Raw genomic sequence first — 17,859 nt, 5'->3', positions numbered from 1 at the left:
ACAAATCACACAGAATGAAGTTAGCATACCGATTGGTCTATTTTTCCGGCGGATTTTTAATTGGAATAGTCATGTTGTTTTTTATTCTCAGTGGAAAGAGAACTTCCTGCAGCTACGGTCCAGAATCTAGAACGTTAAAAAATATAAGGCTGAAGGAACGTGCTTTTTCTGAAAATACACTCCGAGTACTTAGCGAAAATCAAATGGACACATCTGCAATTTCCACTTTGTTGAAAGATGGCGACGTGCTTTTTTCTGAAAGCAATACCAAACCAGATTCCTGTAAACAGTATGTTATAGAAGGGAGTATTTCAGAAAAAATGCTGAAAATTAAAATCGAAAATTGTGATAAAACGGCGACAGTAACCGAAGCGGCAATAGTTCCTAATTAGTTTATATTCTCAAGCACCTAAACGCTTAAACTCCTATAAACCTATAATTTTTTTTTTAGAGCTTTCTCCGCGCTTTCTCCTTTTTCAAGAGCGTAAGTTCACGACTTGTTTGACCTGCCACAGAAGTATTTTCCTCAGCGCGACGAATTAAATAGGGCATTACATCTTTTACCGGTCCAAACGGAATATATTTAGCCACATTATAGCCTTCCTCACCCAGATTAAAAGTAATGTGATCACTCATTCCATAAAGTTGCCCAAACCAAACGCGACTGTCACTTCTTGAGATTCCATCTTCTTCCATCATATCCATAGCAATATAAGTGCTGGACTCATTATGGGTACCAATAAACAATTCAATATCTTCAAGATTATCCATGATATATTTCATAACCTCGTTGAAATTATCGTCGGTCGCCTTTTTACTTACGCATATTGGTGTTTTATAGCCATTTTCAAGTGCGCGCTCATTTTCCTTTTCCATATAGGCACCACGAACAATTTTAAACCCAAGCTTAAACCCCTTAGCCTTCGCTCTTTGATGTATTTTTTTTAAATATTCTAAACGATCCCAACGATAACACTGCAACGTATTGAAAACAATTGGGGCTTCCTTATTGTACTTCTCCATCATTCGTTCACATAATTCATCCGCTGCATCCTGCATCCACGATTCTTCTGCATCAATAAGTAAGCTGATTCCAGCAGCATGAGCCTCTTTTACCACGCGCTCATAGCGAATTTCGATTTTTTTCCACTGATCATTTTCTTCATCAGTCAATTCTTGATTCTCAGTGATTTTCTGCCAAACTTTAAATTTTCCAAAACCAGAAGGTTTAAATACCGAGAAAGGCATGGCCTCTTTATTTTTGGCAAATTTAGTGAGTTCAATAACCTTATCTGCCGTGGCATCAAATTGGGCTTCCGTTTCTTTTCCTTCCACAGAAAAATCTAAAACAGAAGCTACCCCTACATCAAAGAGCCTATCAACACTAGGCATACAGTCACTTTCATTTACGCCGCCACAGAAATGGTCGAAAACAGTAGATCGAATCAATCCTTCTACCGGCAAATTGAGATTTAGCGCAAATTTTGTAACTGCTGAACCAATTTTTACTAAGGGTTCTTTGGAAATCATCTTAAAAAGAAAATAAGCGCGTTCCAGTTCAGAGTCGCTTTTTAATTGAAAAGCCGTTTCCGTATTATCGAAGAGAGCATTTGATGTCATAAAATCTAAAATAAAGTCTGCAAATATAGTTAGATTTGAACTCTCAATGATCTTAATTAACGTGCAAATTTGATGAAAAAAGAAATACAACTAAAAGGCTTTGTTTACAAGGATAATAATGCTTGGGAAGCCCTAAAAGAGTTTCTGAATGATAGCGATATCTCGAGTGTCTATATACTCTGCGACGAAAATACCCTAACCCATTGTTTGCCAATTCTTATCCAAAAACACAATTTTAAGAACACTCCACATATCATAACAATTGCAGCAGGTGAAACCCATAAAACCATTGATACTTGTTTAAAAGTTTGGAAAAATCTTGCGGAAAAAAGAGCAGATAGAAACAGTTTGATAATCAATCTTGGAGGTGGTGTTGTCACTGATCTTGGAGGCTTTGTTGCTTCAACCTTTAAGCGTGGGGTTCACTTTATCAATATCCCCACTTCCCTACTCGCCATGGTGGATGCCTCCGTTGGCGGCAAAAATGGCGTTGATCTAGGACACGTAAAAAACCAAATTGGCGTTATCAACCCTCCAGAAATGGTTATTTTAGATACGGGGTTTCTAAATACATTACCCATTGAACATATAACGTCTGGATTGGCAGAAATGTTGAAACACGGTATTATATATAATAAGGAATATTGGGAACGAATAAAAAAGGCTGATTTCACAAAAAAAGAGGCATTCGAAGATTTAATTTGGGATTCTATTGAAATTAAAAAAGAAATAGTCTCGAAAGACCCGTTGGAAAAAAATCTACGAAAAACTTTGAATTATGGACATACTTTGGGGCACGCAATAGAATCGTACTTTTTGGAAAATTCGGATAAAAAAGAATTGCTACATGGGGAAGCCGTTGCAGTGGGAATTATTTTGGCTACCTACATTTCAAAGGAGATGTGTCATTTTCCAATAGAAACCTTAAATGAAATTTCAGAAAGCATCTTAAAACACTTTTCCAAGCAAATTTTTTCCGAAAATGATATTGAAGCTATCATCAACCTCCTTGTATTTGACAAAAAAAACAGAAATGGGCAAGTACTCTTTGTGCTTATGGAGGACATTGGTGTACCTAAAATAGATTGCGTTATTGATAACGAGTTGATTTACAGTGCTTTCAATTACTATAAAAATTTCTAAAAAAGTTATTGAAATAATTTTTATGTCTTCTAATTTTGAATAGTTTTATAACCATAAATTAAAGATTGATATTTAAATGAAGCGTATTATTGTAGATTACCGAAAGTTGACCCCAGAGATACTTTCTTTATTAGTTGAAAAATATCCTGACGGGTATGATGATGATCATGTTATAACTTTTAAAAATGCCAAAAATGAAACTGTGGAGGCAGTTGAGGTGAAAACAGAAGACACTATTTATCTGGTGAAAGTAAGTTCCCGTCTTGAAATATCGATGGCCAACTTTGACGAAGATGATTATGTGGAGGCAGACTTCAACGAGCCAATAAGCGAAATTCCTGAAAAAAATAAAATGGAGGAAGAGGAGTAATTCAATCCTAACAATATTAAAAAAGAGGCTTTGCAAAGCCTCTTTTTTAGTTTAAACAAATTATATAGCTATTAAGCGTGTTGCCTTTTGTGCTTACCCTCTTTAATTTCTTCAATTAGTTTTGAATTAAAAGCAGGTAAATCATTTGGATTTCTACTAGTAACAAAACCCTGATCTACTACCACTTCTTCATCCACCCAGTTCGCACCTGCATTCACCAAGTCGTCCTTAATGGAACTAAAAGAAGTCATTTTTCTTCCTTTTACCACATCTGCCGAAATCAGTGTCTGAGGGCCATGGCAAATTGCTGCAACCGGTTTTTTCTGTTCAAAGAAATGCTTTACAAACGTCAGGGCGTCTTTATTTCTTCTTAATTTATCTGGATTTATTACACCGCCCGGAAGCATTAATGCATCGTAATCTGAGGCCTTGGCATTTTGAATGGTAGCGTTAACAGTATATTCATTGCTCCAATTACCATCTTTCCAAGATTTTATATTTCCTTCATTTTCGCTGATTATTTCAACGGTAAAACCTTCTTTTTCCAAAGCCTCTTTCGGCGACTTCAATTCAGATTCTTCAAATCCGTCGGTAGCTAATATTGCAATTCTCTTTTTCATATTCTTTTATTTTTAGTTTTTTAAGTAATTAATTAAAGATACCATGCCCATGGCTGGTTATCAAGATTTTGATATTAAGCTTTTACTAAAATTTGTTAAGAAACATATGAGAATCAATTATTTTCTAAGGCTTGCGCTTTTTTTTTATCCTTTTCCACTTTTTCTTTATAGGCTCGCAGTTCTTCCATCTCCAATTCATAAGAAAGGGTGGCATTGCTGGAAGGCTTAATTTTTATGTTTCGCTCAAGCGCCCAATGGACGGTAAATTCAGCCCCAAAGAATAAGATTAAACAAGTATAGTAAACCCATAGCAAGATTAAAACGACGCTTCCCGCAGCACCATAAACGGATGCAGGATCCGATTTGGAGAAATAAAAGCCTATAAGGTATTTACCAACTAAAAATAGCAAGGCAGTCATAGAGGCTCCAATTAGATTCGTCTTCCATTTAATCTTTACATCGGGAAGTAGCGTGAAAATTGCAGCAAATAGAGCGGTGACGATTAATTGTGAAATAATAAAATTAATAAATTGAATAAATCCTGGAGAAAATTCTGTAAAGTAGTTACCGATAAAATCACTCAAGGCATTGATGGCGGTACTTAAAACAAGCGATATAAGCATTAATAACCCAATAATTAGCACCATTCCAAAGGAAACAGCACGTCGTTTTAATGTATCCCAGATATTGTTCTTTTTGGAACGGACGCTCCAAATATCATTTAAAGCTTTTTGAAGTTGAAAAAAGACACCAGTAGCACCAAATATTAAGACACCGATTCCAAAAATTATAAATGGAATCGAACTATTTGAAAGAGCAGAATTAATAATCATGGTCTGAACAAGATCTGCACTGCCCTCTCCTATCATGCCAGCTATTTCTCCACTAATCCTACCTTCTACGGCTTCCCGTCCAAAAAAAACTCCTGCAAAATGTACTATAATAATAAGTAGTGAGGGTAAGGAAAAAAGTGCATAATATGCTATTATCGCACTTTTTGCCCAAGGGTCATTTTTGTCCCAGCTTAAATATGTTTCTTTTAAAAGATTTAAGAATTTCATTAGAGGTAACGTTCTTTAATTATATTACAATGATGTATTTCGTGGCCACAAACTACAAATCCAGTGGCTCTCACCGACATTTCACTAGCGTTTGCCATACCAACACGCTTCAATTGATTTTTGTTAAAACTTTTAAAGAGGGAAATTGTGGCAGATCTCACTACCATATAATCACCCAAAAGAATTGTTAGGGTCCTATTTGAGGCTTGTGCGTTAACTGCAAAGGTATTTTCATCAAATCCCATCAAGTTTGCTTTATCGCTTCGTGCAAAATACAATGCTCTGTAGGCAAAAACACGTTCCGTATCCATTATATGTTGCAAAATATCTTTTGGAGTCCATTTCCCCTCAGCATAGCGATAGTCCAATTTTTCTTCAGGTATAGCTTTAAAAAAAGATTGTATGTATTCCATTCCTTGAGCTAGGGCCTCATTTAAAGAGGAGTCTTCAACTAAGTCTACATATTTTTTATAAAAAGCATTGTATTCTGAAGGTGTCATTTCTGAAGACTTCATAAAAGTTTTTTTCTAAAGATAAAAAAGCCTTTGCTGAAGGGCAAAGGCTTTTGATTAATATTATAAGAAATTTTAGATCTCCTTAAATATAGAATGTAGCAACCTCTTTTTGTCGTTAATGCTTTCTTCCATTGAAATCATAGTTTCCGTACGGCTCACACCTTCTATATCATCTATCTCATAGATAATTTCCTTAGCGTGCGCTGTATCTCTTGCTCTGATTTTACAAAAGATATTAAACTTTCCAGTAGTTACGTGAGCCACTGTAACGAATGGAATATGACTTATTCGCTCCAGCACAAACTGCGTCTGTGAAGTTTTAAAGATAAAAATCCCAACATAAGCAATAAAAGAGTGACCAAGCTTTTTGTAGTCAACCTGTAAGGAAGAGCCTGTAATAATTCCAGCTTCTTCCATTTTTTTTACGCGAACGTGCACCGTTCCTGCAGAGATTTCTAGTTTTTTTGCAATATCCGTAAATGGGGTTCGGGTATTGTCAATCAAAAGATCAAGTATCTTATGATCTGTCTCATCTAATTTAAATTTAGGCATGTTTTTATATTTTTTGCAAAATTAAGTACTTTTAAACTAAAGTAGAAGTTTATTTGCGGAAAAGATTAACGAATTGGTCGATTTACCAAATATTTTTGAAATTTTCGCTCCAATTGTTAAATTATTCTGAGAATTTGTTAAAATTTCAGCGCCGTACATTTCTTTTTCAATATATCCGAATTTATCCCTGAGCTCCCCTATTTCATCAATGACAGCCTCAAACTCAATTTTGCCTTTCTTTAACACTTCTACATATTGAATTGCAATGGATACAGGTTCCAGATTTGCTTCCGAAGTAACATTTCGCAAGATAAAGTCATTATAATTTTTTCTGTTTTCAGGAATATCCAGGTACTTCTTATAATTTTCACCATCATTTTCCGCAGCGCTAATATCAAACAAGGAAAGCAATGAATAAAAAATAAATTCCCTTGTTTTCTCCCTTTGATAATCCTGCTGATAATGCCCGGCTTCAAACAAAATTGTTGGAACACCCAATTCTTGAAAAGTATCGCCAACACAATTAGAGTTAAAGCTATCATCATATCTTCCCACTTGATTGGGAATATAATTTTGCAGGGTACCATTCATTTTGTTTATGAGCTGCATGGCAATAAGTCTAGCATGGGTTATGGATCTTTCCGTATCTGCTGACGGAGATAAAAACGAAACCGTTGATGGTTTACCATCTGCAAAACCATAAATGGAACGTTGGTCGTGTAGGTTTAAACAAAGTTGTGGTTTTAAATCGTCGAAAACTTTCCGCAGACAACGACTTTCACTTTGGGATAAGTTTTTCGCATCGCGGTTAAGATCAATTTCGTTGGCGTTTTCGCGTGTATAGGATTTCGCGCCATCAGGATTCAAAATCGGTATTAGATATAAGGTGTAGTTGGATAGAAAAGTTTCGATTTCATTTTGAAAAAAATCTTTCTGATTCAAAAACTTTAAAAAATCAAAAACCGCCTTTGTTGTGGTTGATTCGTTTCCGTGCATTTGCGACCAGCCCAAAACCACTTTATTTCCTTTACCAATTTTAACCAAAGAAAGGGGAAGACCATTTTCAGAATAACCAGCTATCGAAATTTCGTAGGCTGTTTTATAATCCTCCAATAATGGTGAAATATGTTCTAGGTTTATAAACCTACCGCTTAATTTATCCTCAAAATTATCGTGATACCAAGTGTCTATTTTCATACTTAAATTTCCAAGTTTACAAAGTTAAACAAAGGATAGTTTACAATTGTAAACAACAATATTGCACTCTCTTGATTACAATGGTAAACAAATGAAGTCCATCAAACGTAAATTGAACAAGGAATCAATAAATTTTTATCACTCTTCTATTTAATATGAATCAATTTATTAAAAACTAGTGTTTTGCAACAACTTACCTAAAGCTTTAATCTATATTAAATAGAAATATATAGCTTCTATTATATATGATATTGAATAATATTTTACATTTGTAACCGTTATCTTATCTAATTAAATGTTACAATGGTAAACAGCGCTAGTTTTGTAAAACGACTGGAGAAAATCCTTGAATATTATCAATTAACGGCCACGGCTTTTGCGGAGGAGATTGATTTTAACCGCTCCACTATTTCACATTTATTGTCCGGAAGAAATAAACCGAGTTTGGAATTTGTGATAAAACTTCTTGAAAAATTTCCGGAAGTGGAAATGAATTGGCTGCTTTTTGGAAAAGGAAACTTCCCTGCTACTTCAGAAATAAAACCTGTAACTCCAGCTTCCAATCAAAAATCAAACTCGAGTGCAGGGAAAGCCTTAAATTTATTTTCGGAAGAAAGTAAGGAAGGAAAGAAAAGAAATACAGAAAACAATCAAAGTTCTAAGGAAGTAGCTAAAATCGTTATTTTTTACAAGGATGGCAGTTTTAATATATACGAAAATTGATCCATCTCAGTAATTTTTCGGAAATTCGCATAAAATTCTAGAAATGCGTTTTTTTATACTCTTGTTTAGTTTGCTTTTTTTAAGTAGTTGTTATGAAAAGGAGCGTAACTGCTCAGATTTTAAGACGGGAACCTTCGAATTTGAGGCGCTTTCTGGGACGGAAGTATTTAAAACAACGATTACCCGCAATGATTCCATTGAAGTGGACTTCTATCAAGGAAAGACCGACTCCTCTTCCATCAGGTGGGTTAATGACTGCGAATATGTTTTAACAAAGATCAACCCTAAGAATCAGGCTGAAAGGAAGGCTATCCTAATCAAAATCCTTACTACAAGCAAAGATCATTATACTTTCGAGTTTAGCGAAGTTGGAAAAGTCAAATCCAGCAAGGCAACAGCTAAAAGAGTGAAGCCTTAATCTCGCTTCTTTTTTAACAGCGTATTTTGCTCCTCCATCAATTTTTCAATATTGGATAGAAGTTGAATGTTTTTAGGGGTTTCCACCGTTTCGTCCTTCGGATCATCTGATCTCTTTTTAAAGTGGTTGATGGTCCTTATAACAACGAAAATCGTAAAGGCAATAATAAAAAAATCAATTAAGGCTTCCATTAATTCCCCATAACCTACCGCCACCTCCTCTGCAGAATCGGATGCGTGACGAAGTATATATTTTTTATTAGAAAGGTTTACACCATCTGTGAGCAGTGATAATGGTGGCATCACAACCTTTTTTACAATCGTGCTAATAACATTATTAAAGGCAGTACCAATAACGATTCCCACCGCCATATCGATCATATTGCCTTTTATGGCGAAATTTTTAAACTCTTGAAAAAAGCTCATTGTTTTAGGGTATTTAAGAAAAGTCAATTATAAAAACAATTTAAGATAAACCAAAATTTACTGCATAATTTTAGACCCGACCTGCAATGCGATCTTTTGCTAATTGTAGCACCATGTGAAATTGATCTTCCAGATTCATGTTAGAATTGTCAATTTCAATGGCGTCAACAGCTTTGCGTAAGGGGGAGTCTTCTCGATTGGTATCCATATAGTCGCGTTCCTGAATGTTTTTAAGCACATCATCATAAGCTACTTTATCACCTCTTTCCAGTAATTCCTTGTATCTTCTTTCCGCACGTTTTTCTGCAGAAGCATTCATAAATATTTTCAATTCAGCCTTTGGAAAGACAACTGTGCCAATATCTCTTCCATCCATGGCAACAGCTTTTTCTAGTCCCATTTCCTGTTGTTGGGCAACCAATTTTACTCTTACTTCGTGAATAGTAGCAATCGGACTTACAAATTCTGAAACTTCAAGATTTCGGATTTCATTTTCAACGTTCTTTCCATTTAAAAAAATATGTGCTTTATTCCAGGCAGCTTCCTTTTTAAACTTCAAATCGATCGATTTAAGCGATTCAATTAGTTTTTCCTTATCAAAGTGTGTTTTGGAAATGATATTGTGTTGCATCGCATAAAGTGCCACGGCACGGTACATAGCGCCAGTGTCAACATAAACGTAACCTAAATAATCTGCAATCTGCTTGGCGACGGTACTTTTGCCCGTAGAAGAATATCCATCAATTGCAATTGTAATTTTTTTCATAAGTATTGTCCAAAAAAAATGAGGGGTTTTTACTGCAGATCAATATTTAATCCAAAAAAGCTGGAAGCTGCAGCACTACTGTATTTTGAGTAAGAATAGCTCAATCTTAATTTGTTAAGTTTTATCGCAAAACCTGCGCTTATCCCTGCAAAAGTACGCTTTTCAACAATTCGCAACTCTTCTCCTCTTCTAAAATTATAACCCAAGCGAATGTTAAAGCCGCTCTCTGGAAAAAGCTCAATACCAGCGATCATGTGCCGAAAAGCATTGTTAACAAAACCAACTTTTTCCTTAGTAATGTTTCCTTCTAAATCGATTTCTTCCCGTGCAGGATTTGAAAAGCCTATATTCCATTGTTGCATATTTTCCAAGGTAAAATGCCAGCGGATAGGAATGTTTTCAAGTGTTTGTGAAATTCCGAAGATAACTTCAAATGGCAACGGTTCATATTCAATGTGATACGGAGTAAACTGTGTTCCAATGTTACGAGCGACTCCAGTGATTTGTAGATCCCAATCTTCATAAACATACATAACACCAATATCTATCGCGCCACCAAAAGATGAGTATTGCTCTAGTGTTGAAGAAATAAATTTTACATTCACGCCAACATGAAAATTAGTAAAAGCAATATTTCGGGCATGCCCAAATGATAGGGCTACTTCACCTCCGCTAAAACTACTAGTTGGGTTTCCTGTTTCATCATAACCATCAAATTTTCCGTAATTAACATAGGTAACACCTGTATGAAGCACTTGTGTTCTTCTATCCCAAAGATAGGCGTAGCTTGCTGTTCCGTAGTTTACATCGCCTATATAGTTTGTGTAGTTAAGCGAAAGTTGGTTGTCCATTTCTGGATTTATACTCGCTGGGTTAAAAAGTGCCTGGGTTGGATCGTAATCATAATTGGTAACAACCTTTCCACCCAATGCGGCCATTCTAGGGCTGTTTACCAGATTAAGAAATTGATAGGTCGATCTACCTCCTACCTGAGCCACTAAAAGCTGGGAAATTAATAATGAAACAACTAAGAAAACCTTTTGGGTCATAGAGGCGAGTTACCGTAACTAAAGTCTAAACGAATGCAAGTATAATTTATTTTTGCAAAGGAAAGAAACATCTAAGATTAATTTTTAAATCACCTTAGAAACCTCATAATGTATATTTAGGTGATAAACATAATTTATAATAGCAATGAGAAATGATTAATGCGCAAGAGCAATCGCACATTAATCATTTCTAAAATATATAAACTTAAAGCTTCTTTGCGTTTTTCACCTTTTCTTTCGTGAGTGCCAAATCCAACACGTCACTCATTTCTTTTACATAATGGAAGGTCAAGCCTTTTAAATACTCAGGTTTTATTTCCTCTATATCGCTCCTATTATCCTCACAGAGTAAGATTTCCTTAATTTGTGCACGTTTGGCCGCAAGAATCTTCTCCTTGATTCCACCAACGGGAAGTACTTTTCCCCGAAGTGTAATTTCGCCAGTCATCGCAATGGATTTCTTCACTTTTCTTTGTGTGAAAAGAGAAACTAATGAGGTAAGCATCGTGATTCCTGCACTTGGACCGTCCTTAGGCGTAGCTCCTTCTGGCACGTGAATGTGAACGTTATATTGGTCAAAAATATCTGGTTTGATGCCCAATTTCTCTGCGTTGGATTTTATGTATTCCATCGCGATTGTTGCGGACTCTTTCATCACCTTTCCAAGATTTCCAGTCATATTCAAGGTTCCTTTTCCCTTAGAAAGTGCAGATTCAATAAATAGGATATCACCACCTACCTGCGTCCAAGCAAGTCCGGTAACTACTCCTGCAACATCATTGTTTTCATATTTATCACGTTCCAATTTAGGAACGCCCAAAACTTCAACAATAATTTCGTTAGAAACTTTTACTTGGTATTCTTCTTCCATCGCAAGTTTCATGGCGGCATAACGCACCATTTTTGCAATTTGTTTTTCCAAGCCTCGCACTCCACTTTCACGGGTGTAGCCTACAACAATTTTTTCCAACTGCGGCTTGGCTATTTTAAGGGTATTTTTATCCATACCGTGTTCCTTGAGTTGTTTTGGAAGCAAGTGACGTTTTGCAATCTCTACTTTTTCCTCAATGGTATATCCGGTAACATTTATAATTTCCATCCTATCCCGCAACGCAGGCTGAATGGTGCTTAAACTATTGGATGTGGCGATAAACATAACTTTTGAAAGGTCGTAACCAAGCTCCAAAAAGTTATCGTAAAACGAATTGTTCTGCTCTGGATCAAGCACTTCTAACATCGCAGAAGAAGGATCTCCCTGATTGCTTGCAGAAATTTTATCAATTTCGTCCAAAACAAAAACAGGGTTACTGGTTTCCGCTTTTTTAATACTCTGAATAATCCGTCCGGGCATAGCACCAATATAGGTTTTTCTATGGCCACGAATCTCAGCTTCGTCGCGAAGTCCACCCAGACTCATCCGTACATATTTTCTTCCCAAAGCTTCAGCCACAGATTTCCCCAAAGATGTTTTTCCAACTCCAGGAGGACCGTAAAGGCAAAGAATTGGAGATTTCATATCGTTTCTCAGTTTTAGAACCGCCAAGTATTCAATAATACGTTTTTTAACGTCATCAAGTCCATAATGATCGCGATCTAAAATCTTTCTAGCCCGGTTTAAATCGAATTTATCCTTGCTGTATTTATTCCAAGGAAGATCCAAAAGTAAATCGAGATAATTCCGTTGAATACTGAATTCAGCAACCTGCGGGTTCATTCGTTGCAATTTGGAAAGTTCTTTTAAAAAGTGCTTTTCTACATCCTCACTCCATTTTTTAGTTTTGGAGCGCATTCGTAAATCTTCAATTTCTTCTTCCGTAGAAGATCCACCAAGCTCCTCTTGAATAGTCTTCATTTGTTGCTGAAGAAAATACTCACGCTGCTGTTGGTTGATATCGCTTTGAACCTTAGACTGAATGTCATTGCGCAAAGAAAGCTTTTGGATCTCCATATTCATATAACGGAGGGTTTCTAGGGCACGATCTTTTAGATTGTTGATTTCCAGTAGGGTTTGTTTCTCTTCAACCGGAACATTCAGGTTTGAAGAAACGAAGTTTATAAGAAAACTAGGGCTTTCAATATTTTTGATTGCAAAGGCAGCTTCCGATGGAATGTTTGGACTTTGTTTAATTATCTGAAGCGCCATTTCTTTTATGGATTCGATAATAGCATTAAATTCCTCGCTTTCCTTCTCCGGACGAGCTTCAGCAACCTCTCTAATAGTAGCCGTCATATAAGGCGAAGTTGTCAAAACTTCAGTCAGCTCAAAGCGTTTCTTCCCTTGAATAATCACAGTGGTATTCCCATCAGGCATTTTTAGAACACGAAGAATTTGAGCCACGGTACCAACTGTATTGATATCAGCTATTCCTGGTTCTTCTTCATCTTCATCCTTTTGAGAGACAACACCTATTATTTTATTCCCTTTATTTGTTTCATTGATAAGTTTTATGGATTTGTCCCGTCCAGCAGTAATAGGAATAACAACTCCCGGAAATAAAACGGTGTTACGCAATGGTAAAATGGGAAGTATTTCTGGTAACTCCTCTTTATGCATTGCATCTTCGTCTTCTGCAGACATCAATGGGATAAATTCTGCATCCTCATTTAAATCCTGAAATGACAACTTGTCTAATGATGTAAGTTTTGAATTCGCCATATATTGGTTTAGGACATTGTGTCACAACTATTGAACACCCAATGTCTTATTATTAAAATGTTTTTATTTGTTTTGTGAAAGAACACTGACTATCAAATGTTTTGCAGGCTCTTTTTCTATATATTTCAAGTTTTGTGCCAGTTATAATTAGTTCTTTAAGCCCTACCTGTAACATTTCATATTAAACATAGTCTTTATAGGAAAGGACAAACATTAATCATTAATAACTAGACTATGAACATATTAATCAAAGCTCCCTTAACCTTGCTTTTTATTTTTGCAAGCGCTCTCTTGAGCGCTCAAAAAAATAACTCTACCAGCATTGTAGGCAGCGGAAATATAATTACAAGAACGGTAAACACAAAAGCCTATGACGTTATTGATGTTTCAGGTTCTATGGAAGTATCTCTCGAAAAGGGAAATGAAGGGATTATTAAAGTAACTGCGGAAGATAATGTTCAAGATAGAATCGTGGTGGAATCCGATGGCAATAGACTTACAATCTCAAAAATAACACGTCACTCCGAAACACTAAAAAAATAAAGATATCGGTTCCGTTTGAAGCTATCGCTGAAATTTTCTTAAGAGGTTCTGGTAATGTTGAAGGGAAAGATTTGCTGGTAAACAATTCCATTGCATTGACTTCAAAAGGTTCGGGAGAAATAGAAGTTTCTGTTAAAGCCGATTTATTAAATGTGCAATTGAATGGTTCTGGAAAAATTAAAGTATCCGGGACAGCACAAAACGTTATCGCTAACACCAGTGGAAGCAGCAAGTTTAAAGGAAAGGAATTAATTGCAGAACAAGCTGAAGTCAACATTTCTGGTTCCGGGCGCACATCAATATTTGTGAGCAATAGTTTAACCGGGAAAATAAGAGGTTCAGGGGTCATCCTGTACGGAGGGAATCCATCAAAAAACAATGTAAAGATTTATGGTTCGGGAAAAGTGAAATCAATCTAAATACATGTTACCGTAAATTAAAAAGCCGTTCTAAATGAATTTTAGAACGGCTTTTTAATTTAATCCTTGTTTTGTTTACGGAAGAACAACTAGAAAAGTTCCACCTGTTATCTGATAAGTCGTTGGATCTTGCCCTGTAGTATCTACACCCGTAAAATTAAAGGTTCCTTCAATAATTCCATCTTCCATATTGTAATTAGTGATTACCAAACTACCAGGATTGGACACATAGGTTATTGAAGTTCCCACTACTGGAGTATACAATCCAACAATCTCGTCACCATCAACCACCTCAGTTTCCATATCGAAAGTATCTTCTGTAACAGTCAGTGGAAAACTAATTTCCAAGTTTTGATCTCCCTTGGTTGTTGAAATAGTAAGTCTTGGATATTGATTAACATTGGAAATAGTTACACTAATATCATCTGGATTATATGTAACGCTATTAACATTGGCGCTAAACGTGTTATTTCCACCTGGAATACCTTCAAAATTTGCAGTAAAGCTTCCTTCTGTTACTTCCACAACATCTGGTAATTGATTTAAAGGATCGGTTCCAGTAAAGTTAAACGTAGCTTTCAGAACGCCAAGTTCAAGATCAAATTCAGAAATTGTTATAGTTCCCGGGTTAGAAGTAAGGTTTTCAGTTCCAGATCCAGCATTGTAAACAGCAATTAACTTTGTTCCGTCGGAAATTCGCACCATATCAAAAGTACCTTCACCTAAAGAACGTGGCACGTCAATACGCAACAATTCGCCAGTGTTAGATACAGCTTCTACTTTTATCATATGTACCTCACCTACAACAGGTTCAGTAACTGAAATACTCTCAGCAATAAAATCTACTCCATCTACTTTGGCGAAAAATTCATCATTGGAATTTCCAGTGCCTCCGCCTGTATCATCAAGTTGGTATGCAATAGCATTAAAGGCACCGCTAGTTATTTCTACTTCTTCCATAACCGGATTACCACTTCCATCAAGAACTGGGTTTCCATCGGCATCTATTTTTAATCGTACGCCTCTAAAACTAAAAGTTCCCGTAACGGTTTGTTCGGCTGTATCCAGTTCCGTGATTTTCAATTGTCCCAAGCCTCCAAATGCTTCCGCAGTTACATAAGGGACTACATTTGTGGAACCGTCAAAATAAGCTCCGGCATTTTCATTGATTTGACTTGTTGCTAAATTGAAACTACCAACAGCGGCATTTGTAACACCCAAGGTTATACTTTCCCCGCCGGATTTTTCACCCGTAATAACAAGTTCATTGTCAGAGTTAAGAATCGCAGTAGCGGTAACTGCAATAAATTCCTGTCCATCAACTTGGGCTCTAAACTGGCCTTCATCGGCGTCATTTTGGTCGTCTTGAGGGAATTCACCAGTGAGAGGTTCGTTTTCACAGGCAATAAATTGAAATGCCAGAAATACCAAAAGCATTCCTTTTATAAGATACATTTTCTTCATAGATAAGTTCGTTTGGTAGGTAATAAACGCAAACTTAAACAAAAATTGTTTAATTGTTTTTATTTCTTGGCACTCTTAATAGCAAAAGTACTCCGGTTATAAAAAACAGAACTAGGAACAAAATGGAGTTACGCATGCTGCCAGTAATTTGGTCAATAAACCCATAAATCAGCATTCCTATTACGATTCCTATTTTTTCAGCCACATCATAAAAGCTGAAATAAGAGGTTGTGTCTTTGGTTTCTGGTAAAAATTTTGAATAGGTAGAGCGTGACAAGGCCTGTATGCCACCCATTACCAATCCCACAATTCCAGCCGTAATATAAAAATGAATAGGTTCTTGAATAAAAAACGCGACAATACAAATACACACCCATATTAAATTGATAACAATAAGGACGGGAATGTTTCCAAATTTCCCAGAGGCACGCGAGGTTAGCATCGCCCCTCCCACAGCCACCAATTGAATAATCAAGATACTCACAATCAAACCCATTGTTTTTGACTCATCATCGCCCCAGTTTATTTCTTGTTCACCAAAATAGGTTGCCACTAACATCACGGTTTGCACGGCCATACTATAAACAAAAAACGCGACTAAGTATCTTTTAAGCTGGATGTTTTCAGAAAGGGAATTGTAAACTCCTTTTAATTCGCGAAATCCATTAAGCAGTATTTTGGTTGTTACTTTTTTTCCAGTTTTGTTCCCCTTCGGAAGAAAATAAAATGAATATTGACTAAACAATATCCACCAGATTCCAACACTAACGAAGCTCCATTTCATGGCTAACATGCTAGCAGCGCCACCTTCCCCAAAACCAAAATATTCCGGCAGCATTACCATTGCTAAATTAAAAAGCAGCAAAAACACACTACCTAAATATCCCAAGGCATAACCGCGGGCGCTCACTCTGTCCTGCTGCTCGGGAAAAGCAACATCCGGTAGATAGGAGTTATAAAAGACCAGACTTCCCCAAAACCCGACCAACCCGAAAAAATAAAATAGAAGACTAATATAAATATGCTCCAGGCTAAAAAAATAAAGCCCCATACAAGACAAAGCGCCGAGATAGCAAAAGAACTTCATAAAATTTTTCTTGTTCCCTACATAATCCGCGATCCCAGAAAGCAATGGCGAAATAAATGCAACCAAAAGAAATGCTGCGGCAGTAGTATAACTTATCAAAGGTGTGCTTCGGATGGCTCCACCAAACACGGAAACGGTTGTTACGTCTGTCGCTTTAAAAAGTGCTTGATAATAAATAGGAAAAATAGCCGAGGCGATTACAAGGCTATAAACCGAATTAGCCCAATCATAAAAAACCCACGCATTGAGCAGTTTTTTACTTCCTTTTAATAGATTCGGCATAGTATAATTGGTATTTTAAAGGACACTAAACTAATAAAAAAATCCCGCGTTAAGCGGGATTCTAAAAAATTCATTTAAAAAAATGTCACCCAATACTTCCTATCTCTTAAAAGTGGTAACTCCAAACTTTCTTGCCTCAGCCTTTGCTTCTGGAACCCAAGCTTTGATATTTTGAATTCTTGTGCTGCTCGCAGGGTGCGTACTTAGAAATTCTGGCGGTGCACCTTGTTCCTGCGCCTGCATCCGTTGCCATAACTCGGCCGCGGCAGCTGGCTCATAACCGGCAATTGCCATTAAAATTAAACCAATATGATCGGCTTCGGTCTCGTGGCTTCTACTAAAAGGAAGCATGACTCCCAAATTACTTCCCAAACCGTAGGCGGTGTTGAAAATCTGTTGATTTTGAGCATCTCCCGCCAACGCAATATTTCCAGCAACTGCTCCCAATTGTTGTAATTGGCCAGCACTCATACGTTGTTGCCCGTGATTTGCCAAAGCGTGAGCAACTTCATGGCCCATCACTGCAGCCAATCCGGCTTCATCTTTTGTTATAGGTAAAATACCTGTATAAACCACAATCTTTCCGCCGGGCATACACCAAGCATTTACTTCCTTACTATCAACTAGATTGTATTCCCAACGATAGTCCTTTAAGTAACCTGCGTAACCATTGGCTGAAAGATATCTTTCCGCAGCACTTGCTATTTTTTGACCTACATTTTTTACCATTTGGGCTTGAGAGGTGTTTTTCACGACCTTATTTTCCGACAAAAATTCGCTGTACTGCTGAAATGCCATTGGTAAAATCTCTGAATTCGGAACCAGGGCTAAGGTTTGTTTTCCCGTGAATGGATTGGTGCTACAAGCAACAACCACTGCTCCTAATAGTAATATTAATAACGATTTTTTGATTTTCATTTGTAATTGGTTTTGTTAAATGTTAAAATTA

At 36.6% G+C, this 17,859-nt stretch carries 20 protein-coding genes; 7 read left to right on the top strand and 13 right to left on the bottom strand.

The genetic code is table 11. From position 1 onward, the window contains the following. The first annotated feature begins 14 nt into the window (after positions 1-14). Positions 15-392: a DUF4258 domain-containing protein gene (locus tag G440_RS0114855; protein ID WP_026452039.1), complete on the top strand. Its 378-nt coding sequence runs from the start codon at positions 15-17 to the stop codon at positions 390-392. Positions 393-447: 55 nt separating this feature from the next. Here G440_RS0114855 and G440_RS0114850 read toward each other — a convergent pair whose 3' ends face one another. Then, positions 448-1,620 (bottom strand): proline dehydrogenase family protein, encoded by a 1,173-nt coding sequence (locus G440_RS0114850; RefSeq protein WP_026452038.1) that lies wholly within the window; start codon positions 1,618-1,620, stop codon positions 448-450. A 72-nt stretch (positions 1,621-1,692) separates the two neighbouring features. Between G440_RS0114850 and aroB the strand changes: the two genes are divergently transcribed. Beyond that, the gene (gene aroB / locus G440_RS0114845) at positions 1,693-2,763 is read left to right on the top strand and encodes a 3-dehydroquinate synthase (RefSeq protein WP_026452037.1); all 1,071 of its coding nucleotides are present in this window, start codon (positions 1,693-1,695) and stop codon (positions 2,761-2,763) included. Positions 2,764-2,839: 76 nt separating this feature from the next. After that, positions 2,840-3,133, top strand: a complete 294-nt coding sequence (locus G440_RS0114840) for a hypothetical protein (protein ID WP_026452036.1) — start codon at positions 2,840-2,842, stop codon at positions 3,131-3,133. Between the two features lie 71 nt (positions 3,134-3,204). On the opposite strand, the gene G440_RS0114835 is transcribed toward G440_RS0114840, so the two are convergent. The 5 genes from G440_RS0114835 to G440_RS20050 all read right to left on the bottom strand — a co-directional run bounded on the left by G440_RS0114835 (position 3,205) and on the right by G440_RS20050 (position 7,078). Beyond that, the gene (locus G440_RS0114835) at positions 3,205-3,753 is read right to left on the bottom strand and encodes a type 1 glutamine amidotransferase domain-containing protein (protein WP_026452035.1); all 549 of its coding nucleotides are present in this window, start codon (positions 3,751-3,753) and stop codon (positions 3,205-3,207) included. A 113-nt stretch (positions 3,754-3,866) separates the two neighbouring features. Then, a complete protein-coding gene (locus tag G440_RS0114830) occupies positions 3,867-4,814 on the bottom strand; it encodes a YihY/virulence factor BrkB family protein (protein ID WP_026452034.1) in 948 nt (315 codons plus the stop codon). Then, positions 4,814-5,329 (bottom strand): DinB family protein, encoded by a 516-nt coding sequence (locus tag G440_RS0114825; RefSeq protein WP_026452033.1) that lies wholly within the window; start codon positions 5,327-5,329, stop codon positions 4,814-4,816. The genes G440_RS0114830 and G440_RS0114825 overlap by 1 nt, the downstream gene beginning before the upstream one ends. 72 nt (positions 5,330-5,401) lie before the next feature. Continuing rightward, on the bottom strand, positions 5,402-5,881 hold the full coding sequence (locus tag G440_RS0114820; protein WP_026452032.1) for an Lrp/AsnC family transcriptional regulator: 480 nt from the start codon (positions 5,879-5,881) through the stop codon (positions 5,402-5,404). Between the two features lie 36 nt (positions 5,882-5,917). After that, positions 5,918-7,078, bottom strand: a complete 1,161-nt coding sequence (locus tag G440_RS20050) for a M14 family zinc carboxypeptidase (protein WP_034259645.1) — start codon at positions 7,076-7,078, stop codon at positions 5,918-5,920. Between the two features lie 303 nt (positions 7,079-7,381). On the opposite strand from G440_RS20050, the gene G440_RS0114810 reads away from it, so the two are divergent. Both G440_RS0114810 and G440_RS0114805 read left to right on the top strand, forming a co-directional pair. Beyond that, complete coding sequence (locus G440_RS0114810; RefSeq protein ID WP_026452031.1) at positions 7,382-7,801, top strand: helix-turn-helix domain-containing protein; 420 nt, start codon at positions 7,382-7,384, stop codon at positions 7,799-7,801. 43 nt (positions 7,802-7,844) lie between these two features. Beyond that, positions 7,845-8,219, top strand: coding sequence for a hypothetical protein (locus tag G440_RS0114805; protein ID WP_026452030.1), 375 nt, complete (start codon positions 7,845-7,847; stop codon positions 8,217-8,219). Here G440_RS0114805 and mscL read toward each other — a convergent pair. The 4 genes from mscL to lon all read right to left on the bottom strand — a co-directional run bounded on the left by mscL (position 8,216) and on the right by lon (position 13,115). After that, positions 8,216-8,644, bottom strand: coding sequence for a large-conductance mechanosensitive channel protein MscL (gene mscL, locus G440_RS0114800; protein ID WP_026452029.1), 429 nt, complete (start codon positions 8,642-8,644; stop codon positions 8,216-8,218). The two genes, G440_RS0114805 and mscL, sit on opposite strands and share 4 nt — an antisense overlap. 70 nt (positions 8,645-8,714) lie before the next feature. Next, positions 8,715-9,410 (bottom strand): (d)CMP kinase, encoded by a 696-nt coding sequence (gene cmk, locus G440_RS0114795; protein ID WP_026452028.1) that lies wholly within the window; start codon positions 9,408-9,410, stop codon positions 8,715-8,717. Positions 9,411-9,439: 29 nt separating this feature from the next. Next, positions 9,440-10,459, bottom strand: a complete 1,020-nt coding sequence (gene porQ / locus G440_RS0114790; protein ID WP_026452027.1) for a type IX secretion system protein PorQ — start codon at positions 10,457-10,459, stop codon at positions 9,440-9,442. A gap of 205 nt (positions 10,460-10,664) precedes the next feature. Continuing rightward, positions 10,665-13,115, bottom strand: a complete 2,451-nt coding sequence (gene lon / locus G440_RS0114785) for an endopeptidase La (protein WP_026452026.1) — start codon at positions 13,113-13,115, stop codon at positions 10,665-10,667. A 234-nt stretch (positions 13,116-13,349) separates the two neighbouring features. Here lon and G440_RS0114780 point away from each other — a divergent pair, with 234 nt between their 5' ends. After that, entirely contained in the window at positions 13,350-13,658 is a 309-nt protein-coding gene (locus tag G440_RS0114780) for a GIN domain-containing protein (RefSeq protein WP_026452025.1), read from the top strand. After that, positions 13,655-14,077, top strand: a complete 423-nt coding sequence (locus G440_RS0114775; protein ID WP_084426829.1) for a GIN domain-containing protein — start codon at positions 13,655-13,657, stop codon at positions 14,075-14,077. The genes G440_RS0114780 and G440_RS0114775 overlap by 4 nt, the downstream gene beginning before the upstream one ends. A gap of 75 nt (positions 14,078-14,152) precedes the next feature. On the opposite strand, the gene G440_RS0114770 is transcribed toward G440_RS0114775, so the two are convergent. The 3 genes from G440_RS0114770 to G440_RS0114760 all read right to left on the bottom strand — a co-directional run bounded on the left by G440_RS0114770 (position 14,153) and on the right by G440_RS0114760 (position 17,828). Continuing rightward, positions 14,153-15,541: a DUF6252 domain-containing protein gene (locus tag G440_RS0114770; protein ID WP_026452023.1), complete on the bottom strand. Its 1,389-nt coding sequence runs from the start codon at positions 15,539-15,541 to the stop codon at positions 14,153-14,155. Between the two features lie 49 nt (positions 15,542-15,590). After that, a complete protein-coding gene (locus G440_RS0114765; RefSeq protein ID WP_026452022.1) occupies positions 15,591-16,910 on the bottom strand; it encodes an MFS transporter in 1,320 nt (439 codons plus the stop codon). Positions 16,911-17,009: 99 nt separating this feature from the next. Beyond that, positions 17,010-17,828, bottom strand: a complete 819-nt coding sequence (locus G440_RS0114760; protein ID WP_026452021.1) for a M48 family metallopeptidase — start codon at positions 17,826-17,828, stop codon at positions 17,010-17,012. Positions 17,829-17,859: the final 31 nt, after the last annotated feature.

The sequence above is a fragment of the Aequorivita capsosiphonis DSM 23843 genome (genome assembly GCF_000429125.1).
GTDB classification, from domain to species: domain Bacteria; phylum Bacteroidota; class Bacteroidia; order Flavobacteriales; family Flavobacteriaceae; genus Aequorivita; species Aequorivita capsosiphonis.
Note: the sequence above shows the minus strand (reverse complement) of the source record. Positions and strands in the feature narration are given on the sequence as shown.